Source organism: Streptomyces sp. H27-H1, assembly GCF_026627445.1.
In the GTDB taxonomy this organism is placed as follows: Bacteria; Actinomycetota; Actinomycetes; order Streptomycetales; family Streptomycetaceae; genus Streptomyces.
The window spans coordinates 1-22472 of record NZ_JAPNLJ010000079.1; the positions used below are offsets into that span (position 1 = coordinate 1).

Sequence of the window (22472 nt, forward strand, 5' to 3'; positions counted from 1 at the left end):
GGCATCGCGTTCCGCTTTGACAAGACGCCAGAAAGCTACGAGGCCGGCCTGCATCTGTGCGGTGCGATGCTCTGGCTCCGCAGCATCGCACCACATTCATAATCCGATCTCCAGACAGGACCTAGGGAGTGTCCGAACGACACGACCAGCCGCGCTCCGCCCCGCACCCCGCCCGCTCCCGCCTCACGGAGGTACCCCGTCATGCACGCACCCACCCTGCTCGCCCCGCCGCGGCCGGCGGACTGGACGCCGTCCGACTGGCGGCTGCAACCGGCCGCCCAGCAGCCCGACTGGCCCGACCACGCCCTGCTGCGCCGGGTCCGGGCCCGCCTCGCCGGCACCGCACCGCTGGTCCAGCCCAGCGAGGTCCTGGACCTGCGCCAGGCGCTCGCCCGGGCCGCCCACGCCGAGGCCTTCGTGGTCCAGTTGGGCGACTGCGCGGAAACTTTCGAGACGCCCACCTTCGCCGGCACTGCCGCCCGGGTGGACCTGCTGCACAGCACCGCCCGGACGGTCGGCCGCGCCCTGCACCGGCCGGTGATCCCGATCGGCCGGATCGCCGGACAGTACGCCAAGCCGCGCTCCTCGCCCACCGAACGCGTCGGTGACCTCGTACTGCCCTCCTTCCGCGGGCACCTGGTCAACGATCCGGCGCCCGATCCGGCCGCCCGCGTACCCGACGCGATGCGGTTGCTGCGCGGACACGCCCACGCCCGTGACGTGCTGGCCCTGCTGCGCGAGCTCGCCGAGTCGGGCATGGCCATGCAGGACTCGGCGGCCGGCGGTGCCCCCGCCATGTGGACCAGCCACGAGGCGCTGCTGCTCGACTACGAGGAGCCGCTGGTGCGCCGCGACCCGGTGACCGGCAGCTGGTGCCTCACGTCCACCCACCTGCCGTGGATCGGAGCGCGCACCTGCGAGCCGGACGGCGCGCACGTACGGTTCCTGGCCGGCGTGGCCAACCCGGTCGGGCTGAAGGTCGGCCCGGGGACCACCCCGGGGCAGCTGGCCGAACTGTGCGCGCGGCTCGACCCGGACCACCAGCCGGGACGGCTGGTCCTCATCTCCCGGATGGGCGCGGACGCGGTGCGCTCCGTACTACCTCCCTTGGTGGAGGCGGTCGCCCGGCTCGGGCACCCCGTGGTCTGGGTGTGCGACCCGGTGCACGGCAACACGTACACCAGCGGTACGGGCCACAAGACCCGGCACGTGGAGGTGGTGGGCGAGGAGATCCGCGGGTTCTTCGCCGCGGTGCGCGCGGCCCGAGGGTGGCCCGGCGGGATCCACCTGGAGGCCACGCCGGCCGATGTCACCGAATGCGTCGGCGGCGCACCCGGTGTCACGGAGGACGACCTTCCGCTGCGCTACGAAACGGCGTGCGATCCGCGCCTGAACGGTGCGCAGACCGCCCTCACGGCCCAGCTGGTCGCGGAGCTCTGCGCGACGCGCTGACCGCGGGGCGCTGACCGTGGGGAGCGGGCGCCGCGAAAGGTTCCGATGAGTTCTCCCACATTTCCGCGCGGAACGTCTGGCGCGGTCGCCGACTCCTGACGAGCGACCCGACCACCAGACCGCCCGATCCTGGGAGCTGCCATGCAGGACCGCACACCGCCGATGCCCGAACTCGAAGGCGTCCGGCACCACTACGCAGAGGTCCGGGGTGTGCGGCTGCACATCGCGGAGGCGGGCGAGGGCAAGCCCGTGGTCCTGCTCCACGGGTTCCCGCAGCACTGGTACGGATGGCGGCGGCTGATCCCGCTGCTCTCCGGCGACCACCGGCTCATCTGCGTGGACCTGCGGGGATTCGGCTGGTCCGACGCGCCGGCGCACGGCTACGACACCGACAGCCGGGTGGCCGACGTGCTCGCCCTGATGGACGCCCTCGGACTGGAGCGGGCCGCGCTCATCGGACACGACTGGGGTGCGTGGACCGGCTTCCACCTCTGTCTGCGGGCCCCGGAGCGGTTCAGCCACTTCCTCGCGCTGAACATGCTGCACCCCTGGCCCCTGCACCACCGACTGATGCCGCAGTCCTGGCGGTTCTGGTACACGGCGGTGCTGGAACAACCGCTGCTGGGCCGCTGGATGCTGCGCAACCGGCCGGGCTTCACCCGCTACCTGATGCGCAAGGGGGTCGCGGACGCGGCGGTCTGGGAGCCCGCGGTGATGGACGAGTTCGTCCGCTCCAGCCGGGAGCCGGACCGGGCGCGGGCCGGTGAGGCGCTGCACCGGGCCTTCGCGCTGCGGGACATCGCGAAACTGCTCCTCGGCAGCTTCAAGAAGTACCGGCTGACCACGCCGACGGTGATCATGGCGGGAACCCGTGACTTCATGCTGCCGCCGAGCGTGCTCTCGGGCGGCGGGCGGCACGCCGACGACCTGCGGGTCGACGTGGTCGCCGACTGCGGGCACTACCTCCACGAGGAGCGCCCCGACCTGGTGGCCAAGGCGGCCCGGGAGTTGTTCTCCGAAGGCAGCTGAGCTCCGCGGCCGGCCCGGTCGGCCGCCCCTTCCCCGGGGCCGCGACCGGGCCGTACGCGTTCCCGGGCACGTCGCGCGGACCCGTAGGAACCTGTCAGGACCGGTCGGGAAGGGCTCGGGCGGCCGGATTCGAACGCTCCGGAAAAATACTCGAACTCCGGTGGAGTGTGACGGCCGGATCCCCTCTCTTATCTGGTGTCGGCTGCTTCCAGTCGCTTCACGAAACCCAACGAACCCCAGCGCGATGCGCCCGTGGCAGGGCGGATTTTGCGCTGCCCGAAAGCAACAGCCAGGCCGAGCAGAGGGATGACGAATGCCTGACATATCCGCACTCAACCTCGATGTGATACCCCAGCCCACCGCGTCCCTCGGAGTGCTCCCCACCGTCGCCGCCGAGAAGAACCCCGACACGCCCTTCCTCTCCGACACGCCGTGGCGCACCTACGACGGTCCGGTCCGCAACTTCGCCGAGTTCGCGCGGGCCGTCGACGACTACGCCGACCGCCTGTGGGCTGCCGGAGTCCGCAAGGGCGACGTGGTCGCCGTGGTCCAGCGCAACCACATCGAGGTCGAGGGTGTGATGTGCGCCCTGGGCAAGATCGGCGCGCTGCCCGCCCTGCTGTCCTCCGGCATGGAGGTCGGTGAGCTGCTGGAGTGCTTCGCCCGCCTGGAGAACCCGTACCTCCTCGTCGACTCATTCGGGCTCTCCCGGCTGTCGGAGTCCCGGCACGCACTGCGGCTGCTGGTGCGCAACGTGCTGTGTCTGGAGCCGACCGAGGAGAACTGGGTCGTTCCGGTGCAGGACCGGCTGCCGCACGTGGCCAACCCCCGCGACGAGGACGAGTGGTTCGTCATCACCCATTCCTCGGGCACCACCGGCGCCCCGAAGATGGCCGCGCACTCGACCCGTTCGCTGTTCGGCATGGTCGCCCCGATGATCATGATCTTCCGGGACCAGTACTCGACCGACGACCTGAACGCCAAGCACCTGTCGTTCGTCCATGCCCGCACCTGCGCCGGCACGCTGGCCTCACTGGAGACCGCGATGCCCGCCCTGGCCATCGCCGACCCCGACCCGGCGAACGTCAAGCGCCTGATGCTCCAGCACCGCCCGACCTCCCTGGAGACGCACCCCAACGTCTACATCCAGTGGGAATCGCTGGCCGACGACCCGGACCGGCCCTTCCAGCACGTCGAGCGGTTCATCAGCACCTTCGACGCCATGCACCCGCGCACCGTACGGGCTCTGCTGGGCGCGTCGGAGCACCCGAACGCCCACTACTTCCAGGCCTACGGCCAGACCGAGTCGGGTCCCATCTGCCTGCGCATCGTGACCCGCGAGGAGTCCGCGGACTACTCGCCGCGCAACGTCGGCCACCCCGGCGGCGGCATGGAGATCCGCATCGTCGACGAGAACGGCCACCCGCAGCCGGCGAACACCCCCGGCGTCATCGAGACCCGCTCGCCCGGCCGCATGCGCGGCTACGTCGGCGGCGACCCGATGCCGCCGCAGGACTCCTGGTGGCCGATGGGCGACATCGGGCGCCAGCTCGACGACGGCTCCCTCGAACTGCTCGACCGCATCGTCGAGCACGTCGACGGCGTCGGCAGCCTTCTGGAGAAGGAGGACCACCTCCTGGAGGCCATGCCCGAGCTGGTCGAGCTCGTCCTGGTGAAGGCCGAGGACACGGACGACAGCACCGTCTTCGCCGTCGCCTGCCCCCGCCCCGGCACCCTGCCCGACCCCGAACGCTTCCGCGCCGTCGCCGCCCAGGCCGGACTCCCCGACCTCGAGGTGCGCTTCTGGGAGTGGGAGGCCATGCCCGTCACCGGCTCGTACAAGGTCCGCAGGTCGGTGCTGCGCCGCAAGCTCGCCGGCCGTATCCAGCGCACCACCACGCCCGAGAAGGAGGCCTGACCGACATGGTCCAGCTGTGGAACCTGCTCGCCGATTCCGTCCACGACGCCACGATGCTCCACACCCCCTCCCGCCAGGAGGAGCCTGTCTCCGGGCCCGCCCTGTTCTCCCGTGCGGAGCGCACCGCCGGCACCATCCTGGAAGCATGCGACGGCCGCCTCCCGCGCCGCGCCGGCCTGCTGATGGCCAACGGCGAGCCCTGGGTGCGCGGTCTGCTGGCCATGCTCCGGCTCGACGGGGCGGCGGTGCCGCTCGCGCTGCCGGTGGCCTTCGGCGGAGCGGACGCGTACGCCGCGCACATCCAGCGGATCGCGGCCGACGCCTCCCTCGACGCCCTGCTCGTCGACGGCAGCCTCGGCGGCCGGATCGTGTCCCGCGTGGCGGCCGCCGTACCGCACCTGCCGGTCATCGACATCGCCGAACCGCCGCCGACGGGCACGCAGCTCCCCCCGGTGCGCGGCGGCGGCGACGCCCCGGCCGTCATCCAGTACACCTCCGGCAGCACCTCGGCGCCCAAGGGCGTTGTGATCACCCACGACAACGTCAACGCCGGACTCGACTCCATCGGGGACGGCACCCGCTGGGGCCCCGAGGACGCGCTGGGCCAGTGGCTGCCGCTCTTCCACGACATGGGCCTGTTCACCATGCTCGCCTCGCTGCGCTACGGCACGAAGACCTCGCTGTGGCAGCCGGGCGACTTCGTGCGCCGCCCCATGCAGTGGCTCGCCGAGTTCGCCGCGTCCCGGTCCACGATCCTGCCGGCGCCGAACTTCTTCTACGACTACCTCGTCTCGGCCGCCGCCAAGGGCATCCCCGACGACCTGGACCTCTCCGCCTGGCGCTACGGCGGCAACGGCTCCGAGCCGGTACGCCTGAGCAGCCTCGAGGCCTTCCAGCAGACCTTCGCCCCCTACGGGCTGCGGCCGCAGGTCGTGCAGCCCAACTACGGGCTCGCCGAAGCCACGCTCATCGTCAGCAGCGGCATCCCGCTGACCGGCTACCGCAGCCTGCTCGTGGACCGCTCCAGCCTGTCCGTCGGCGACCGGATCAGCGAGAGCGCCGAGACCGGGCCGACCGTGCGCTCCGTCGTCTCCTGCGGCCCCGCCGTCGCCGGCATCGAGGTCCGCATCGGCGATGCCGAGGGCACCGCGCTGGACGACGGCACCGTGGGCGAGGTGCAGATCGGCGGCGCGCCCGTCACCACCGGATACCTCGGACTGCCCGCCGAACAGCAGCCGTTCACGCCCGACGGGATGTTCCGCACCGGCGACATCGGCTTCCTGCACGACCGCGAGCTCTACGTCATCGGCCGGATGAGGGCGATGGCCGTAGTCCGGGGCCAGAACTACTACGCCGAGGACGTCGAGGAGATCGTCAAGGCCACCCCCGGAGTCGACCGCCGGCACTGTGCCGCCTTCGCCTGGGACGACGACGGCGAGGAGCGAATGATCGTGATCTGGGAGACCAAGCTCGACATGGATGCCGCGGCCGCCGTCGGCGAGGCCATCCGCGCCCGGCTCATCGAACACCTGGGCCTGGGCGCCGTGGAGACCGTGGCCGTCTCCCCGCAGAGCCTGCCCTTCACCAGCTCCGGCAAGGTCAAGCGCTCCGGCGCGGCCGACCTCTACCGCCAGCAGACCAAGCTCCTCACCACCGCATCGGAAGGACGCCACCAGTGAGCGCCGACCAGACCCTGGACATCGTCGTACGAGCCCTGGCCGCCCAGGCCAACGTCCCCGCGACGGGCATCGACACCGACAAGCCCCTCTCCGCCGTCCCCGGCATCGAGTCGGTCAAGGCCCTGCGCGCGATCACCGACATCGAGGACGAGTGCGACGTCGTCATCCCCGACGACTTCCTCTTCGAGACGGCGACCGTGCGCGAGCTCGCCGACTTCGTCTCCTCGCTGATCCCGGAGGGCAGCTCCATATGACGGTGGAGACCGCGGCGCCCGAGGCGCTGCTCGGCGCCCTCGGCCGGTTCACGGCCGTACCCCGGGACATCGGGCGCTACGACACGGACGCCCGCACTGGGGCGCAGGCCCTGCGGGCCGCCCCGGAGCAGGTGGCCCGGCTCGCGGCCGAGGGACTGCCCCACGTGACCGACTCCGAGCGCGGCCCCCTGTTCGACTACGACGACCTGATGAACGTGGGGATGTTCTGCGGCACCGGGCAGACCGTCCCGGAGCTCGGACTGCGCTTCCTGATGCGGTTCGCCGCCTCCGCCCGCGACAGCTGGTACGCGCCCCGCGAATGGGAGATCGGGGTCCACCCTTCGCGGACCGCGGGGGGCGAGCGTGCCGGGACCGCCGCCGAGCCGGGCGCACGACTGCCCGAGGTCACCGTGCGGGTCCCCGACCTGTCGGCCCCCGGAGTGGAGCTGCTGTCGGAGCACCCCTTCGGCGACCCGATGCGCGTGGGCGGCTACGAGGCGACCGTCCGCCTGACCGGCGCCGACCAGACCGTGCGCGACCCGCGCATCCACGAGGCGTGGAACGAGGTCGTCGAAGGCCTGGCCTCGCGCCGGGTCACCTACCAGACGGTGCCTGAGCCGCTGCGCGCCGACCACCACCGGGCCTGGGACCTCGGCATCGCCGACTGCGTGGTGGCCTCGCGGCTGCTCGCGGACCGGCTGCGGGCGGCCGGCCTGGAGGCGACGGCCCGCCGCGGCTACCTGCTGGGCCTCTTCGGCAGCGACCACGCGTGGTGTGACGTCGTAGAGGACGGAGTGCACAAGTCCCTGGACCCGGTGTTCGCCTTCGTGGCGACCGTCGGGGACGAGCGCGGCGTCGCCGAGTCCCCGGAGTTCGCCGCGGCCTGCTTCGGCAGCCGCTTCAACCGCCTGCTGCCGTGCCGCACGGACAGTGCGGAACCCCTCGTCTACTTCGACGGCGAACCCGCCCCGTACTGGGCGATGGTCGGCGTCGGCGCCCGCCCGCGGAGGAGCTCATGAGCCTGGCACGGACCCTCGTATGCAACAGCCTGGACCACCCCGCCCTCCTCGACCGGGTTACCGACGAGGCCAGCCTCACCGGCGCCGGCGTCAACTCCGGCGAACTGATCCGCCTCGCGCTGCGCATAGAGGAACACCTCGGCCGGGCGCTGGAGGACGAGGAGCTCCTGGAGCTGACGTCCATCCGCGCCGTCGCCGACCTGGTAGGGAACGAGGCGGCCTGACATGTGGCTCAAGCACGTGGTGCGCCGCGGTCTGGACCGCGACCCCGGGGCCCTCGCGCTGCGCGACGGCCGCCGGGACGTCAGCTGGCGGCAGCTGCACCGGGACGTGGAGGCGCTGGCCGCCCTGCTGCGCCGGGACGTCCCGCGCGGCAGCCGCGTCCTGGTGCTCAGCGGCAACCGGGTCGAGGTCATCGAGACCTACCTGGCCTGCGCGGCCGCCGGGGTGGTGGCCGTACCGGTCAACCCGGCCCTCACCGACCGGGAGATCGGCGCGATCGCCGAGTCCGTGGAGCCGGCCGCCGCAGTGGCCGAGGCCGAGAGCCTGACCCGGCTCGGCGGCCTCTTCCCCGGACTGCCGCTGACGGACATCGCCGGCATCGGCGAACTCCCGGACGCCGCAGCGGACTCCGGCGGCCGGGAGGGCGGATCCCTCGCCGACCCGGTGATGATCCTGCACACCTCCGCGACGACCGGTACCGCCAAGGGCGTCGTCGTCGACCAGCGCTCGCTCCAGCTGAACGCGCTGTCCTGGCTGGCCGACGTCGCACCGCGGCCCGGCACCGTCTTCCTCAACGCGGGCCCGCTCTTCCACGGCAGCGTGGTCATCGCACTCGACCACCTCGCGGCGGGCGGCACGGTCTGCGTCCTGGACCGATTCACCCCGCAGGGCTGCCTGGCCGCCCTGGACCGCTGGGAGGTCGAGCACGCCTTCCTGGTGCCGTCCATGGTGCGCCTCGTCCTCGACACCAGGGCACTGGCCACCGCGGACCTCGGCGCGCTGCGGCTGCTGCTGCACGGCGCCGCACCGATGCCCGCGGAGCTGGCGGCCGAGGCGCGCGAGCGGCTCGGAGTGGAACTGCAGACGATATTCGGCATCACCGAGGGTGGCGGACCCGTCGTCTCCCTCGCCCCGCACGCCCAGGTCGGCGAGCCGCCGGTTCCGGGCGCGGTGTGCGTCGGGCAGCCGATGCTCGGCACCGAGCTGCGGATCACCGACAGCGAGGGCCGGGAGGTCCCGGCCGGCACCATCGGCGAGCTCCAGGTGACCGGCGACGGCCTGATGCAGGGCTACTGGAAGCGCCCCGAGGCCACCGCCGAGGTGCTGCGCGACGGCTGGCTCAACACCCACGACCTCGGCTGCGTGGACGGCAACGGCCTGGTCTGGGTCGTCGACCGCCGCAACGACCTGATCCTGCGCGGCGGACAGAACGTCTACCCCGCCGAGATCGAGTACGTCCTGCGGCAGTCGCCCTCGGTCGCCGACGTCGTCGTCGTGCCGGTGGTCTCGCCCATCTGGGGTCAGATCCCCGTGGCCTTCGTCGCCCCCGTCACCCCGGACGCCTTCGACGCCTCCGAACTGCTCGGGCTGTGCGTCGACGGCCTGGCCGCCTACAAACGGCCCAGCCACTTCCTGCCGGTGGAGACCATTCCGCGCAACCCGGCCGGCAAGGCACTGCGGCCCGGGCTCCGCGAGCTGGCCCACCGGCTCATCATCGAAAGCGGGGACACCCCATGACCACAGCCGACTACACGCGGCCGGAGATACTGACGGCGCTGGCCGGCGAATGGGCTGTCCCGGTCCACGGCAACGCCGTGATCCAGTGGGACTACGACCAGCGCAACGACAAGATGGTGCGCCTGTACAAGCAGGGCAAGCAGCGCCAGTGGGACATGGACGAACGGCTCGACTGGGACCACGAGGTGGACCCGGAGGATCCGCTCGGCCTGCCGGACGACTTCATCTCCATTTCGGGGTCGAAGCTGTGGGACCGGCTGCCCGAGAGCGAGCGCAGCATCGTCCGCAAGCACACCAGCGGCTGGCTGTACTCGCAGTTCCTGCACTCGGAGCAGGCCGCCCTGATCGCCGTGGGCAAGATCCTGCTCACCGTGAACGACCTGGACTCCAAGCTGTACGCGGCCACCCAGCTGATGGACGAGGCGCGCCACGTCGAGGGGTTCAACCGTTTCCTGCACACCAAGATCGGCTTGCGCTACGGGCTCTCCCCGTCCATCGCCTCGATGTTCGAGCACGCGATGCGCGAACCGCGCTGGGACTTCGGCGTGCTGGCGGCGCACATCCTCGTGGAGAACATGGGCCTGGCCACGTTCGGCGTGCACCGCGAGCGGCTGAAGGACCCGCTTGCCCGCGCCTTCAGCGCCTACGTGGCCCGCGACGAGGCCCGCCACGTGGCCTTCGGCCGGCTGCTGCTCCGCGAGTACTACCCGCAGCTCAGTGACACCGAGCTGAAGGAGCGCGAGGACTTCGTCGTGGAGGGCTGCTGGGCGCTGCGCGACCGGTACGTCGACGACGACATCTGGAACACCCTCGGCTACGGCGAGGAGGCCATCAAGGCGTCCCGCCGCTCGCCCGCCAAGCGGGAGTTCCGCCGCCTGGTGTTCATGCGGATCGTGCCCGGCCTCAAGGAGATCGGCATGTTCGGCCCGAGGGTGCAGGAGGCGCTCCAGAAGATGGGCGTGCTCGGCTTCCACTCCGTGGACGAAGCCGCGCTGCGCGAACTGGACGACAAGGCGGCCGTGGACGAGCTGACCCGGCGCGAGATGGACTTCCGCCGCCGTGACATCGCAGCCGTCGTCGAACTCGGCTCGGCCACCCCGGACGGCGTTCCCGCCGCCTCCTGAACCGGTCCGCCGCGGCGCCGGGAGCGCCCGCCCCCGTCCCGCGCCCGGCGCTGCGGCGGACCCGCCCGGCCCCGTCCCGTACCGCCCGACCTTGCCCCGTACCGCCCGATCCCGTCCCGCACCGCCACCCGTGGCGGCGACGGGCCGACCGCACTGCCGCCCCGTTCCCGTCCCCGGCCCAGCGGAGAAGCCGCCATGCTCGAAGCCACCCTGCCCCCTGCCCGGTCCGGCCGTATGCACGGACTCGCGGCGCCCGATGCCGACACCAGCGGACGGAGGACCCTGACCGGCCTGGCCGACGGAAGCGTGTCCGACCCGCCGGCCGCGCACACCCTCGCCCTCCCTCCGGCTACCTCCTGGCTGCCCGGCCTGATCACCTGCGAGACGGAGTTCGAGGAGAACCTGACGCTGACCCCCGGGGTCGTCTTCGGCGGCTGGATCGCCTGCCTCGTCGACCACTTCGCGGGCCTGGTGATGCTGTCGGCTATCCCCGACGGGTCGGGCTTCCTGACCGCCGGGCTGTCCGTCGACTACCACGCGCCGCTGGTGCCGGGCCCGGTCACCGTCGAGACCGTGCTGACCAGTTGCTCGACCCGTCGTGCGGTCGCCGAGGTGCGCTTCGTGCAAGGCGGCCGGCTCGCCTGCACCGGGACCGTCGAGCAGATCATCCACCGGAGCGGGAGCAACCGTGCGTGACAGTGAACTGAACCCGGAGCACCTCGACTTCAAGAACATGGTGCGCGAGTTCGTGGAACGGGAGATCGTCCCCTTCCACGCCGACTGGGAGCGGGCCGGACGGGTCGACCGCGAGGTGTGGCGCTCCGCGGGGAAGCTCGGGCTGCTCGGCATCGACGTCCCCGCGGAGTACGGGGGCGGGGGAGTGCGCGACTTCCGCTACCAGGTGATCATCAGCGAGGAGATCATGCGGGTCGGCGCCACCGGCGTCGGCTTCGCCCTCCACAACGACGTGGTTGCCCCCTACCTGCTGGACCTCGCCGCCGAGGAGCAGAAGCGGCGCTGGCTTCCCGGGTTCTGCTCGGGCGAGCTGATCACGGCCATCGCGATGACCGAACCGGAGGCGGGCAGCGACCTCCAGGCCGTCCGCACCACCGCCCGCCGGGACGGCGACCACTACGTGCTCAGCGGTGCGAAGACCTTCATCACCAACGGCATCCACGCCGACCTGGTGATCGTGGTGGCCAGGACCGGGCCCGGCCGCGGCTCGCGGGGTCTGAGCCTGCTGGTGGTCGAGCGCGGCATGGCCGGGTTCGAGCGCGGCCGCAAACTGGAGAAGATCGGCATGGCCGCGCAGGACACGGCCGAGCTGTTCTTCGACGAGGTGCGGGTACCGGTGGCGAACTTGCTGGGCAGGGCCGGGCGCGGCTTCCTCTACCTGGCCAACAACCTGCCCCAGGAGCGGCTGGGCATCGCCGCGTACGCCGTGGCCGCGGCCGAGACCGCCTTCGCGCAGACCCTGGAGTACTGCAAGTCGCGCAGCCAGTTCGGCCAGGCGATCGGCGGCTTCCAGCACGTCCGCTTCGAACTCGCGGAAATGGCCACCGAGTTGGATGTCGCCCGCACCTACGTCGACCGGGCCGTCGCGGAACACAACGCGGGCCGGCTCGGCGCGGTGGACGCCGCGAAGGCCAAGTGGTGGGCCACCGACGTCCAGCGCCGCGTCCTGGACCGCTGTCTGCAACTGCACGGCGGCTACGGCTTCATGCGGGAGACCCCCGTGGCCAGGGCCTTCGTCGACAACCGCGTGCACCCGATCTACGGCGGCACCAACGAAATCATGAAAGAGATCATCGGCCGCGACCTCGGCGTCTAGGCCGTCTCTTTCGGATCTTGCCGGGCCCGCCGGGCAACGCCTGCCGCGTGGACGCGGCCCGGCCGGAACCACGCTGCCGCACACATCCCCAACCTGCCCGCCGGAACGGAGAAATTACGTGAGCGACAGACAGCTGGAGGTCTGCATCATAGGCGCCGGCCCCCGAGGTCTCTCGGTACTGGAGAGGCTCTGCGCCGACGCGCGGGAGCGGGCCGCGGGCACCACCGTCGCGGTCCACGTCGTGGACCCGGCCCGCCCCGGCGCGGGCAGCGTCTGGCGCACCCGGCAGTCGCACCACCTGCTGATGAACACGGTCGCCTCCCAGGTGACCCTGTTCACCGATCCGAGCGTGGAGATGGCGGGCGCACCCGCTCCGGGCCCCAGCCTCTACGAGTGGGCGCGCGGCCTCACCGACGCCGGCGCGGCCCACGAAGCGGCCACGGTCCACGAAGCGGACGTGGCCTACGACGACCAGGTGCTGGCCGAGGCCAGGGACCTGACGCCCGACTCCTACCCGACGCGCGCCTTCTACGGCCACTACCTGGAGTGGGTGTTCCGCCGGGTGGTGCGCACCGCCCCGCCGCTGCTCACCGTCACCGTGCATCCCCTACGCGCGGTCCGGCTGCACGACGAGGAGGACGGGCGGCAGCGCGTCACCCTCGCCAACGGCACCCGCATCAGCGGACTGGACGCCGTCGTCATGGCGCAGGGGCACCTCCCGGTGACCCCGGACGCCGGTGAACTACGGCTGGCGGAGTTCGCCCGCGCGCGCGGCCTGCGCCACGTGCGGCCGGCCAACCCCGCGGACACCGAGCTGTCGGCCGTCGCGCCCGGTGAGCCGGTCGCCCTGCGCGGTCTCGGCCTCAACTTCTTCGATCACATGGCCCTGTTCACCCTCGGCCGGGGTGGCAGTTTCGACCGCCGCGACGGCGCCCTGGTGTACTTCCCGTCCGGCCGTGAACCCCGTCTGTACGCGGCTTCGCGGCGCGGAGTCCCGTACCACTCGCGGGGCCGCAACCAGAAGGGGGCGCACGGCCGGCACCACTCCTGGCTGCTGACCCCCGCCAAGCTGGCGGAGCTGCGGGACGTCGCGGACCGTGGCGGCCTCGACTTCTCCCGTGACCTGTGGCCGCTGATCGCCAAGGAGGTCGAGACCGTCTTCTACGCGGCGCTGCTGGCTCGGCGCACGGACCCGGAGACGGTGCTCCGGTTCCAGCGGCGCACCCTGGCGTGGCCGTGGGGGTCCGCCGAAGAGGCCGACGTACTGGACGAGTTCGCCATCGCCCCCGAGGACCGGTGGGACTGGAAGCACATCGCCCGCCCGTACGGCGACCGGTCCTTCCGCGACACGGACGACTACCGGACGTGGCTGCTGGAGACCCTGCGCCGGGACCTCGCCGAATCCGAGGCGGGCAACGTCGAGGGCCCGTTGAAGGCGGCCCTGGACGTACTGCGCGACCTGCGCAACGAGATCCGGCTGGCCGTGGACCACGGCGGGCTCGCCGGCCGGTCCCACCGCGAGGACCTCGACGGCTGGTACACCCCGCTCAACGCCTTCCTGTCCATCGGGCCGCCGCCCCGCCGCATCGAGGAGATGATCGCCCTCATCGAAGCAGGTGTACTGCGGGTCCTGGGACCCGGCATGCGGGTGGAACCCGACGGCGACGCCGGGGTGTTCGCCGTCGAATCGGCCGAGGTCCCCGGATCGCGCACCGAGGTCACCACCCTGGTCGAAGCCAGGCTGCCCGAGCCCGATCTGCGGCGCACCGCCGATCCGCTGCTGCGGTACCTGGCCGCCACCGGAGCCTGCCGCCCGTACGAGATCCGCGACCCGCACCACGGCGCGCACCAGACGGGCGGCGTGGCCGTCACCGAGCGCCCGTACCGGCTGATCGACACCGACGGGCGGATCCATCCGCGGCGCTTCGCCTACGGGGTGCCGACCGAGTCCGTGCACTGGGTGACGGCCGCGGGCATCCGCCCCGGCGTGAACTCGGTGACCCTCGGCGACTCCGACGCCATCGCGCTGGCCCTGCTCGAACTCGCCGCCCCCGTCCCGGCGCACGCCGCGGCGACGGCGCCGGGTGCCCGCACCCCGGGCTGGGAAGGCGCGTGAGCACGGCCCGGCCGGGCTGGGACCCGGCGCTGGACACCGGTCTGCTGTCGCCCGTACGGGCGGGCAGCGCGGCGGAGGCGGCGACCACGGACGCCGCCTTCCTCCAGGCGATGCTCGACGCGGAGGCCGCGCTGGCTCGGGCCCAGGTCCGGCTCGGGGCGGTGCCCCGGGCGGCGGCCGAGGCCGTCACGGCCGCCGCCCGGGCGGAGCTCTTCGACCTGCGCGAGGTCGCCGTGCGCGCCCGCGAGGCCGCCAACCCGGTGGTCGCGCTGGTGCGGATGCTCGCGCAGGAGGTGGCCCGCAAGGATCCGGAGGCCGCGCACTACGTGCACCAGGGATCCACCAGCCAGGACGTACTCGACACCGCGCTGATGCTGGTCGCGGCCCGCACCACCGACCTGATCCTGGCAGACCTGGACCGCACGGCCGCCGCCCTGGCCGCACTCGCCCAGCGGCACCGGGACACCGTCATGGCCGCACGCACCCTGGGCCAGCACGCGGTGCCCACCACCTTCGGGCTCAAGGCGGCCGGCTGGCTCCAGGCCGTACTGGACGCGGAGGAACGGCTGCGCCGGGTCCGGGAGGACGGCCTGCCCGTCCAACTCGGCGGGGCGGCGGGCACGATGGCCGGATACCTCGAGTACGCCCGGCTGTACGCCCCGGACGGCGCAGCGGAAGGCGCGGCGCAGGGTCCGGCCGCGTACGCGCAGATGCTGCCGACGGCCGTCGCCGCCGAACTGGGCCTCGCGGACCCGCTCGTGCCCTGGCACACGGTGCGCACCCCGCTCGCCGACCTGGCCGCCGCGCTGTCCCTGACGGCCGCCGGGCTCGGCACGCTCGCCGCGGACGTCCAGCTGCTGTCGCGCACCGAGACCGCCGAGGTCACCGAGCCGGCCGCCGAGGGCCGGGGCGCCTCCTCCGCCATGCCGCACAAGCGCAACCCGGCGCTGGCGGCGCTCATCCGGTCCGTCGCCTACCAGGTGCCCGGGCTGGTGGGCACCCTCGCCCAGGTCGCCGTCACCGACGACGAACGGCCCGCGGGAGCCTGGCACGCCGAGTGGGAGACCCTCCGCGCGGTCCTGCGGCTCACCGGCGGCGGCGCCGCCACCGCGGTGGAACTGGCCGAGGGGCTCACCGTTCACCCCGAACGGATGCGCGTCAACCTCGAGCTGACCGGCGGCTTGGTGGTCTCCGAGCGGCTCGCCGCCGTGCTGTCGCCGGAACTGGGCCGGGCCGCCGCCAAGCAGGTGGTGGCCGCGGCGTCGGCGCGCGCCGCGGGGACCGGACGGCACCTGGCCGACGTGCTCGCAGAAGCACCGGAACTCGCCGGGCGCCACAGCGCGCACGCGCTGCGCGAGCTGTGCGATCCCGCCCGGTACACCGGGGCCGCCGCGGTCCTCGTCGACCGGGTCCTGGCGCGCTTCCGCGTCACCCGCCGCTGTGGCTGACAGCGCCCTCCAACGATGCAGAAGGACGAGCACACGATGAACGAGATGACGCGGCGGGCACCCACGACCCGTCGGTGGATCACCCCGATCGGGGTGGAGGTGACCCGGAGCTCGTACGCCATGGACCCGGCCGGTGCCGAAGCCGAGCTGGCCGGCCTGGAGGAGGCCCTCGACTCGCGACGCGGTCTGCTGATGTCGGGACGCTCCGAACAGCCGGGCCGGTACCGGCCCTTCGACCTGGGACACGTCGATCCGCCGGTCGAGGTGACCGCCACCGGCGACCGGGTGCAGGTGCGCGCCCTCAACGAGCGCGGCCGCGTCCTGCTCCCGGCCCTGGCCCACGCCCTGATCCCGCACGGAGCGGACCGGGACTCCGGAGAGGACGTGGTGAGCGCTGACATCGGCGAGGTCCGCACCCTGGTCGCCGAGGAGGACCGGACCCGCCGCCCCTCCGTCGTGAACGTCCTGCGCGCGCTCGTCACCGGCCTCGCCAGTCCCGAGGACCACGTCTGGGGCCTCTACGGGGCCTTCGGCTACGACCTCGTCCTGGGCTTCGACCCGGTGCCCCTGCACCAGGACCGCGATCCGCGGGACCGCACCATGGTCCTGCACCTGCCGGACACGGTCCTGGAGATCGACCGGCAGCGCGGCACCGCGACGCGGCACTCCTACGAGTTCGCCTACGCGGGCCGCTCCACCGCCGGTCTCGGCCGGGCCACGCCCGCGGCCCCGTACGGCCCCCCGGCCGAACCCGCCGCCTACCGCGACCACGCGCCGGGCGAGTACGCCCAGCTGGTGCGCCGCGCCCAGCAGCACTTCCGCGACGGGGAGATGTTCGAGGCCGTCCCCGGCCAGAGCTTCCACCGCCCCAGCGCCGCGGCGCCCTCCGAGGTCTTCCGCCGGCTGCGCTCGCGCAACCCCGCGCCCTACGGACTGCTGATGAACCTGGCCGCGGGGGAGCACCTGGTCGGGGCCTCGCCCGAGATGTTCGTCCGGGTCGATCCGCGGTCCCGGGCCGTCGAATCCTGCCCGATCAGCGGCACCATCGCACGCGGCAGCGGCCCCTTGGAGGACGCCGAGCAGATCCGCACCCTGCTCGACTCCCGCAAGGAGGAGTCGGAGCTGACCATGTGCACCGACGTGGACCGCAACGACAAGGCCCGGGTCTGCGAACCGGGCAGCGTGCAGGTGCTCGCCCGCCGTCAGATCGAGCTGTACTCCACGCTCATCCACACGGTCGACCACGTACGCGGCCGGCTGCGCGCAGACCGCGACGCCCTGGACGCCTTCCTCACCCACATGTGGGCCGTCACCGTCACCGGTGCACCCAAACGCGCCGCCATCGCCTTCATCGAGGAGAACGAGCGCAGCCCGCGCCGCTGGTACGGCGGCGCCGTCGGCCGCATCGGCTTCGACGGGGGCCTGGACACGGCCCTCACGCTGCGCACCATCCAGATCCGCGACGGCGTGGCCACCGTACGGGCGGGCGCCACCCTGCTCTTCGACTCCGACCCGGAGGCGGAGGAGAGCGAGACGGTCCTCAAGGCCTTCGCGCTGATCGACGCCGTGGAGAACCCGACGCCCGCGATCCCGGCCGGCGCCGCGCCGCACCCCCCGCACGGCCCGGCAGCGGGCTCCGCCGCGGACTCCGGCCGGCCCCGCCGGGTCCTGCTCGTCGACCACCAGGACTCCTTCGTCCACACCCTGGCCGACTACTTCCGCCAGACCGGGGCCGAGGTCGTCACCTACCGCGCGGGCTTCCCGCCGGAACTGCTCGACAGCCTCGCCCCCGACCTGCTGGTGCTCTCGCCGGGACCCGGTCGACCCGCGGACTTCGGGATGTCGGCGCTGCTCGACGCCGCGCTGGTACGGGGACTGCCCGTGTTCGGGGTGTGCCTCGGCCTCCAGGGCCTGGTGGAGTACTTCGGCGGCACCCTGGGCGTCCTGCCGTTCCCGGTCCACGGAAAACCCTCACCGGTCGACGTGCTCGACGGCGGCGGCACGGTGTTCAAGAACTCGCCCGCGCGCATCCACGCGGGGCGCTACCACTCGCTGTACGCCGAACCGGGCACACTGCCCGAAGCGTTCGACGTGACGGCGTGCACCCCGGACGGCATCGTGATGGCCATCGAGCATCGTGAACTGCCCATCGCGGCGGTCCAGTTCCACCCCGAATCGATCATGACGACGGGGAACGGGGCCGGTCACGCCCTGATCGCCAACGCGGTCGCCGGCCTCACCGGCGCCAGGGCACCCCGAGTCGGCGCCGGGAGCCTGTGATGACGTACCGGAAGGACGAGGCCGCGGAAGACGGCCGGCGCACCCCCGCACGGCGGCCCTCCCGCGACATCCCCCGCTCCGCCTTCACCCGCAACGCCCGGCTGGCCTCGCTACCCATCGGCTTCGCCGGCCGCAACGCCCTGCGCATCGGCAAGCGGCTGCTGGGACAGCCTGTCGAGCGCATCACCGGAGAGCTCCAGCGCCGCACCGGCGAGCACCTGTTCCGCGTACTGGGTGAACTCAAGGGCGGCGCCATGAAGTTCGGGCAGATGCTGTCCGTCTTCGAGGCGGCCCTGCCGCCGGAGGTCATCGGCCCCTACCGGGCCGCCCTCACGATGCTCCAGGACGCCGCGCCCGCGCTGCCCGCCGCACGTGTCCACGCCGTGCTCGCCGCCGAACTGGGCCCCGGCTGGCGCGAGCGGTTCACCTCGTTCGACGACGAACCGGCCGCCGCCGCCTCCATCGGGCAGGTGCACCGGGCGGTGTGGCACGACGGCCGCCCGGTTGCGGTCAAGGTCCAGTACCCGGGCGCGGGGGAGGCGCTGCTCGGCGACTACAACCAGCTCGGCCGTCTGATGAAGCTGTTCTCCATCGTCACGCCCGGCCTCGACGTCGAGCCGATGCTCGACGAACTGCGCGAGCGGGTCGCCGAGGAACTGGACTACCGCCTGGAGGCGGCGGCCCAGCAGGCGTTCCGCGAGGCCTACCGCGGGGACAAGGAGGTCCTCGTCCCCGCAGTGGTCGACTTCAGCGAGCGGGTGCTCGTCACCGAATGGATGGAGGGAACTCCGCTGTCGGCCGTCATCCGGGAGGGAACGCAGGAGGAGCGCGACGACGCCGGGCTCAAGTACGCCCGGTTCCTGTTCTCCGGCCCCGAACGGGCCGGATACCTGCACGCCGACCCCCACCCCGGGAACTTCCGGATGCTGGCGGACGGACGGCTCGGGGTCATCGACTTCGGGGCGGTCAAACACCTCCCGGACGGGTTCCCGCTCTCGCTGGGCACCCTGAGCCGGCTCGCCCAGACGGGTGACTGGGCCGGCGCCCACCGGCTCCTCGTCGAGGAGGGATTCCTGCGGCCCGGAGCCGAGCAGGACGACACCGCGCTCGCCTCGTTCCTGGTTCCCATCGCGACCCCGTCGCAGGACGAGTCCTACCGCTTCGCCCGCGAGTGGCTGCGGGAGGAAGTGGTACAGGCCGTCGACCGGGGTCCGGGCAGTCTGCTGCGCCGCTTCAACCTGCCGCCCTCCTACGTGCTGGTCAACCGAGTCGTGGGCGCGGCCACCGCCGTCCTGTGCCAGCTGGAGTGCGAGCTGCCGTTCCGCGCCGAGGCCGTCCGCTGGCTGCCCGGTTTCGCGGACCCGGAGGACTGAGCCGCCCGGCGGGGCACCGGGGGCGCCACAGGGCGGGGCGCCGGCGCTCCCGCGTCCCCCATTTCCCGCCGCTTCCCCGCCGTCCGAAACGGGTACGACTCACTGGCAGCACCCACCGGTAAGCACCCGACTCTCGGCGGCGAGGTGAGTCCCCTCATGTCCGCAACACAGCCCGGCGACGCCCAGCCCGAACGGCCCGTACAGCCCGCACAGCCCGCACAGCCCGCACAGCCCAAGGTGACCGAGCGCGAGGCACGGCAGGTCGCGGAAGCGGCCCGGGAACAGAACTGGCAGCGGCCGAGCTTCGCCAAGGAGCTGTTCCTCGGACGGTTTCGGCTCGACCTGATCCACCCCCACCCGGTCCCCGCCGACGAGGACGTCCAGCGCGGGGAGGCCTTCCTGGCCCGGCTGCGGGAGTTCTGCGAGACCTCGCTCGCCGAAGGTCTCGCCGCGCGCATCGAGCGCGAGGCGCGGATCCCCGACGAGACCGTGCGCGGGCTGAAAGAGCTCGGCGCCCTCGGCATGAAGATCGACCCGAAGTACGGGGGCCTCGGCCTCACCCAGGTGTACTACAACAAGGCGCTCGCGCTCGTCGGCTCCGTCAGCCCGGCCATCGGCGCCCTGCTCTCCGCCCACCAGTCGATCGGCGTACCCCAGCCGCTGAAGATGTTCGGCACGCAGGAGCAGAAGGACGCCTACCTGCCGCGCTGCGCGACCACCGCCATCAGCGCCTTCCTCCTCACCGAGCCGGACGTCGGCTCCGACCCCGCGCGCCTGGCCACCACGGCGGTCCCGGACGGGGAGGACGCGTACGTCCTGGACGGCGTGAAGCTCTGGACCACCAACGGGGTCGTCGCCGAGCTGCTCGTCGTCATGGCCCGGGTCCCCAGGAGCGAGAACCACCGCGGCGGGATCACCGCCTTCGTCGTCGAGGCCGACTCGCCGGGCATCACCGTCGAGCACCGCAACGCCTTCATGGGCCTGCGCGGCCTGGAGAACGGCGTCACCCGTTTCCACCGCGTACGGGTCCCGGCCGCCCAGCGCATCGGCGCCGAGGGCGCTGGGCTGAAGATCGCGCTGACCACGCTGAACACCGGCCGGCTCTCGCTGCCCGCCATGTGCGTCGGCGCCGGGAAATGGTGCCTGAAGATCGCCCGCGAATGGTCCGGGGTACGCGAGCAGTGGGGACGCCCGGTCGCCCTGCACGAGGCCGTCGGTTCCAAGATCTCCTTCATCGCGGCCACCACCTTCGCCCTGGAAGCCGTGGTCGACCTGGCCTCCCAGATGGCCGACGACGACCGCAACGACATCCGCATCGAGGCCGCCCTCGCCAAGCTCTACGGCTCCGAGATGGCCTGTCTGATGGCCGACGAGCTGGTCCAGATCCGCGGCGGGCGCGGCTTCGAGACCGCCGAGTCCCTCGCCGCCCGCGGCGAGCGGGCCGTGCCGGCCGAGCAGATGCTCCGCGACCTGCGCATCAACCGGATCTTCGAGGGCTCCACCGAGATCATGCACCTGCTGATCGCCCGCGAGGCCGTGGACGCCCACCTGTCGGTGGCCGGCGACCTCATCGACCCGGAGAAGGCGATGGGCGACAAGGCGAAGGCGGGCGCCCGCGCCGCCGGGTTCTACGCCCGCTGGCTGCCCCAGCTCGCCGCCGGCGCCGGCCAGGTACCCGGCACCTACCGGGCGTTCCGTCCGAGCGGCCACCCCGACCTGGCCACCCACCTGCGCTACGTGGAACGAGGGTCGCGCAAACTCGCCCGGTCGACCTTCTACGCCATGTCCCGCTGGCAGGGCCGGATGGAGACCAAGCAGGGGTTCCTCGGCCGGATCGTCGACATCGGCGCCGAGCTCTTCGCGATGAGCGCGGCCTGCGTGCGCGCCGAGCACCTGCGGGCCTCCGGCGAACACGGCCGCGAGGCCTACCAACTGGCCGACGCCTTCTGCCGGCAGTCCCGGCTGCGGGTGGAAGAGCTCTTCGGGCGGCTCTGGGACAACACCGACGACCTCGACCGCAAGGTCGTCGCCGGGGTCCTGTCCGGCACCTACACCTGGCTGGAGGAGGGCATCCTCGACCCCTCCGGCGACGGACCGTGGATCGCCGACGCCACCCCCGGCCCGTCGACGCAGGAGAACGTGCACCGTCCCCTGCGCTGACCTGGGATCATCGCCGTACGCGGTGGTAGGCGGCACGGCGCGCGAGCACTGGGAAGCCGGAGCGGCGCGGGCCGGCCGACGCCGGACAGGCGTACGCGCGCCGAGACGGGGAATCGGATCCATATGCACGTGGACAGGGAGAGCCGGGGGCTCGCCCGGTGCGTGGCGCTGCTGCTGCGCCACGCACCGGACGCCGTCGCCCGGGACCTCCTCGTACGGCTCGACCCCGCCACCCGGCGGTTCCTCTGCCGGGACGAGGACATTTCGGCCTCCGCCGTCACCCTGCTCCTGCGCGAGGGCGGCGAAGAGGACCGCCGGACCATCGCCCGCAACCCCCGGGTACTGGGCCGCCCGCTGCCCGGCCTGCCCGGCGCGGCCCGCTACGCCGGCCGGCCCGGCCCCTCTCCGGAACTGCTCGCCACCCTCGCCGCGGAGCTCGGCCGCCCCCTCGGGCCGCCGCTGACCGGCGAGGAGCTCATCGGGCTGCTGCGCAGGCACGGCAGCCGCCGCCCCCGGGTCCCGCTCGACGTGCTGAGCCTCCCGTACGAGCTCGAGGACGAGGCACTGCTGCGAGAACACGCGCGGGCCCCGCTGGCGCCCGGCGCGGCAGAGGCGCTGCTGCTGACCGGGCGGCTGCCGCTCGCCGTCCGCCTGGCCCTGCTCGACACCCGGGCCGAGACCTCCTACGGGCGCCACTGGAGCCGGCCGGCGGTGCGCTCCGTACGGACCGGCCTGGCCACGATGGACGAACTCGTCGCCCACACCGCCCCGGCCCACCGCACCCTGCTCCTCACCGGCCCGCAGGCCCCGGGCGGGCTGCGCTGGTCCCTGCCCGAGCGCGCCGAGTTCCGGTCGGCCGTCGGCCGGGTGCTGCGCCCCCTGCTGGGTTACGACCCACGGCTGTGGGCCGAGCTGCTGCGGCACGCACCGGGCTTCCCCGGCACCCTGCCCGAACTGGCCCGGGCCGTCGCGGCGGGCACCGTACCGCCGCCGGTAACCGCCTCGGTGCCGGCGGCGGTGCCCGCGCCGACCACAGGCGCGGGCACCGC

At 72.9% G+C, this 22472-nt stretch carries 17 protein-coding genes; all 17 read left to right on the top strand.

Features of this window, described 5'->3' with window-relative positions; all coding sequences use genetic code 11:
* Window positions 1–201: 201 nt before the first annotated feature.
* Window positions 202–1452, top strand: coding sequence for a 3-deoxy-7-phosphoheptulonate synthase (locus OTB20_RS39625; RefSeq protein WP_267824771.1), 1251 nt, complete (start codon window positions 202–204; stop codon window positions 1450–1452).
* 141 nt (window positions 1453–1593) lie between these two features.
* Window positions 1594–2481 (top strand): alpha/beta fold hydrolase, encoded by an 888-nt coding sequence (locus OTB20_RS39630; protein WP_267824772.1) that lies wholly within the window; start codon window positions 1594–1596, stop codon window positions 2479–2481.
* A 313-nt stretch (window positions 2482–2794) separates the two neighbouring features.
* On the top strand, window positions 2795–4399 hold the full coding sequence (locus OTB20_RS39635; RefSeq protein WP_267824773.1) for a class I adenylate-forming enzyme family protein: 1605 nt from the start codon (window positions 2795–2797) through the stop codon (window positions 4397–4399).
* Window positions 4400–4404: 5 nt separating this feature from the next.
* A complete protein-coding gene (locus OTB20_RS39640; protein WP_267824774.1) occupies window positions 4405–6078 on the top strand; it encodes an AMP-binding protein in 1674 nt (557 codons plus the stop codon).
* Complete coding sequence (locus OTB20_RS39645) at window positions 6075–6332, top strand: acyl carrier protein (protein ID WP_267824775.1); 258 nt, start codon at window positions 6075–6077, stop codon at window positions 6330–6332. Before OTB20_RS39640 ends, OTB20_RS39645 begins: the two co-directional genes overlap by 4 nt.
* Complete coding sequence (locus OTB20_RS39650; protein WP_267824776.1) at window positions 6329–7351, top strand: hypothetical protein; 1023 nt, start codon at window positions 6329–6331, stop codon at window positions 7349–7351. Before OTB20_RS39645 ends, OTB20_RS39650 begins: the two co-directional genes overlap by 4 nt.
* Entirely contained in the window at window positions 7348–7575 is a 228-nt protein-coding gene (locus OTB20_RS39655) for a phosphopantetheine-binding protein (protein ID WP_267824777.1), read from the top strand. The genes OTB20_RS39650 and OTB20_RS39655 overlap by 4 nt, the downstream gene beginning before the upstream one ends.
* A gap of 1 nt (window position 7576) precedes the next feature.
* Window positions 7577–9091 carry a class I adenylate-forming enzyme family protein gene (locus OTB20_RS39660; RefSeq protein WP_267824778.1) on the top strand — a complete coding sequence of 505 codons (1515 nt, stop codon included), beginning with the start codon at window positions 7577–7579 and terminating at the stop codon, window positions 9089–9091.
* Window positions 9088–10215 (top strand): ferritin-like domain-containing protein, encoded by a 1128-nt coding sequence (locus OTB20_RS39665; RefSeq protein ID WP_267824779.1) that lies wholly within the window; start codon window positions 9088–9090, stop codon window positions 10213–10215. The genes OTB20_RS39660 and OTB20_RS39665 overlap by 4 nt, the downstream gene beginning before the upstream one ends.
* Window positions 10216–10410: 195 nt before the next feature.
* A complete protein-coding gene (locus OTB20_RS39670) occupies window positions 10411–10911 on the top strand; it encodes a PaaI family thioesterase (RefSeq protein ID WP_267824780.1) in 501 nt (166 codons plus the stop codon).
* A complete protein-coding gene (locus OTB20_RS39675) occupies window positions 10904–12046 on the top strand; it encodes an acyl-CoA dehydrogenase family protein (protein ID WP_267824781.1) in 1143 nt (380 codons plus the stop codon). The genes OTB20_RS39670 and OTB20_RS39675 overlap by 8 nt, the downstream gene beginning before the upstream one ends.
* Window positions 12047–12164: 118 nt before the next feature.
* Entirely contained in the window at window positions 12165–14162 is a 1998-nt protein-coding gene (locus tag OTB20_RS39680; protein WP_267824782.1) for an FAD/NAD(P)-binding protein, read from the top strand.
* A complete protein-coding gene (locus OTB20_RS39685) occupies window positions 14159–15610 on the top strand; it encodes a lyase family protein (RefSeq protein WP_267824783.1) in 1452 nt (483 codons plus the stop codon). Before OTB20_RS39680 ends, OTB20_RS39685 begins: the two co-directional genes overlap by 4 nt.
* Before the next feature lie 36 nt (window positions 15611–15646).
* Entirely contained in the window at window positions 15647–17890 is a 2244-nt protein-coding gene (locus tag OTB20_RS39690; RefSeq protein WP_267824784.1) for an anthranilate synthase component I, read from the top strand.
* Window positions 17890–19263 carry an ABC1 kinase family protein gene (locus OTB20_RS39695; protein ID WP_267824785.1) on the top strand — a complete coding sequence of 458 codons (1374 nt, stop codon included), beginning with the start codon at window positions 17890–17892 and terminating at the stop codon, window positions 19261–19263. The genes OTB20_RS39690 and OTB20_RS39695 overlap by 1 nt, the downstream gene beginning before the upstream one ends.
* Before the next feature lie 156 nt (window positions 19264–19419).
* Window positions 19420–21423, top strand: a complete 2004-nt coding sequence (locus OTB20_RS39700; protein ID WP_267824786.1) for an acyl-CoA dehydrogenase family protein — start codon at window positions 19420–19422, stop codon at window positions 21421–21423.
* Window positions 21424–21552: 129 nt separating this feature from the next.
* Window positions 21553–22472: hypothetical protein (locus OTB20_RS39705; RefSeq protein ID WP_267824787.1), on the top strand; the 920-nt coding region annotated here is incomplete at its 3' end.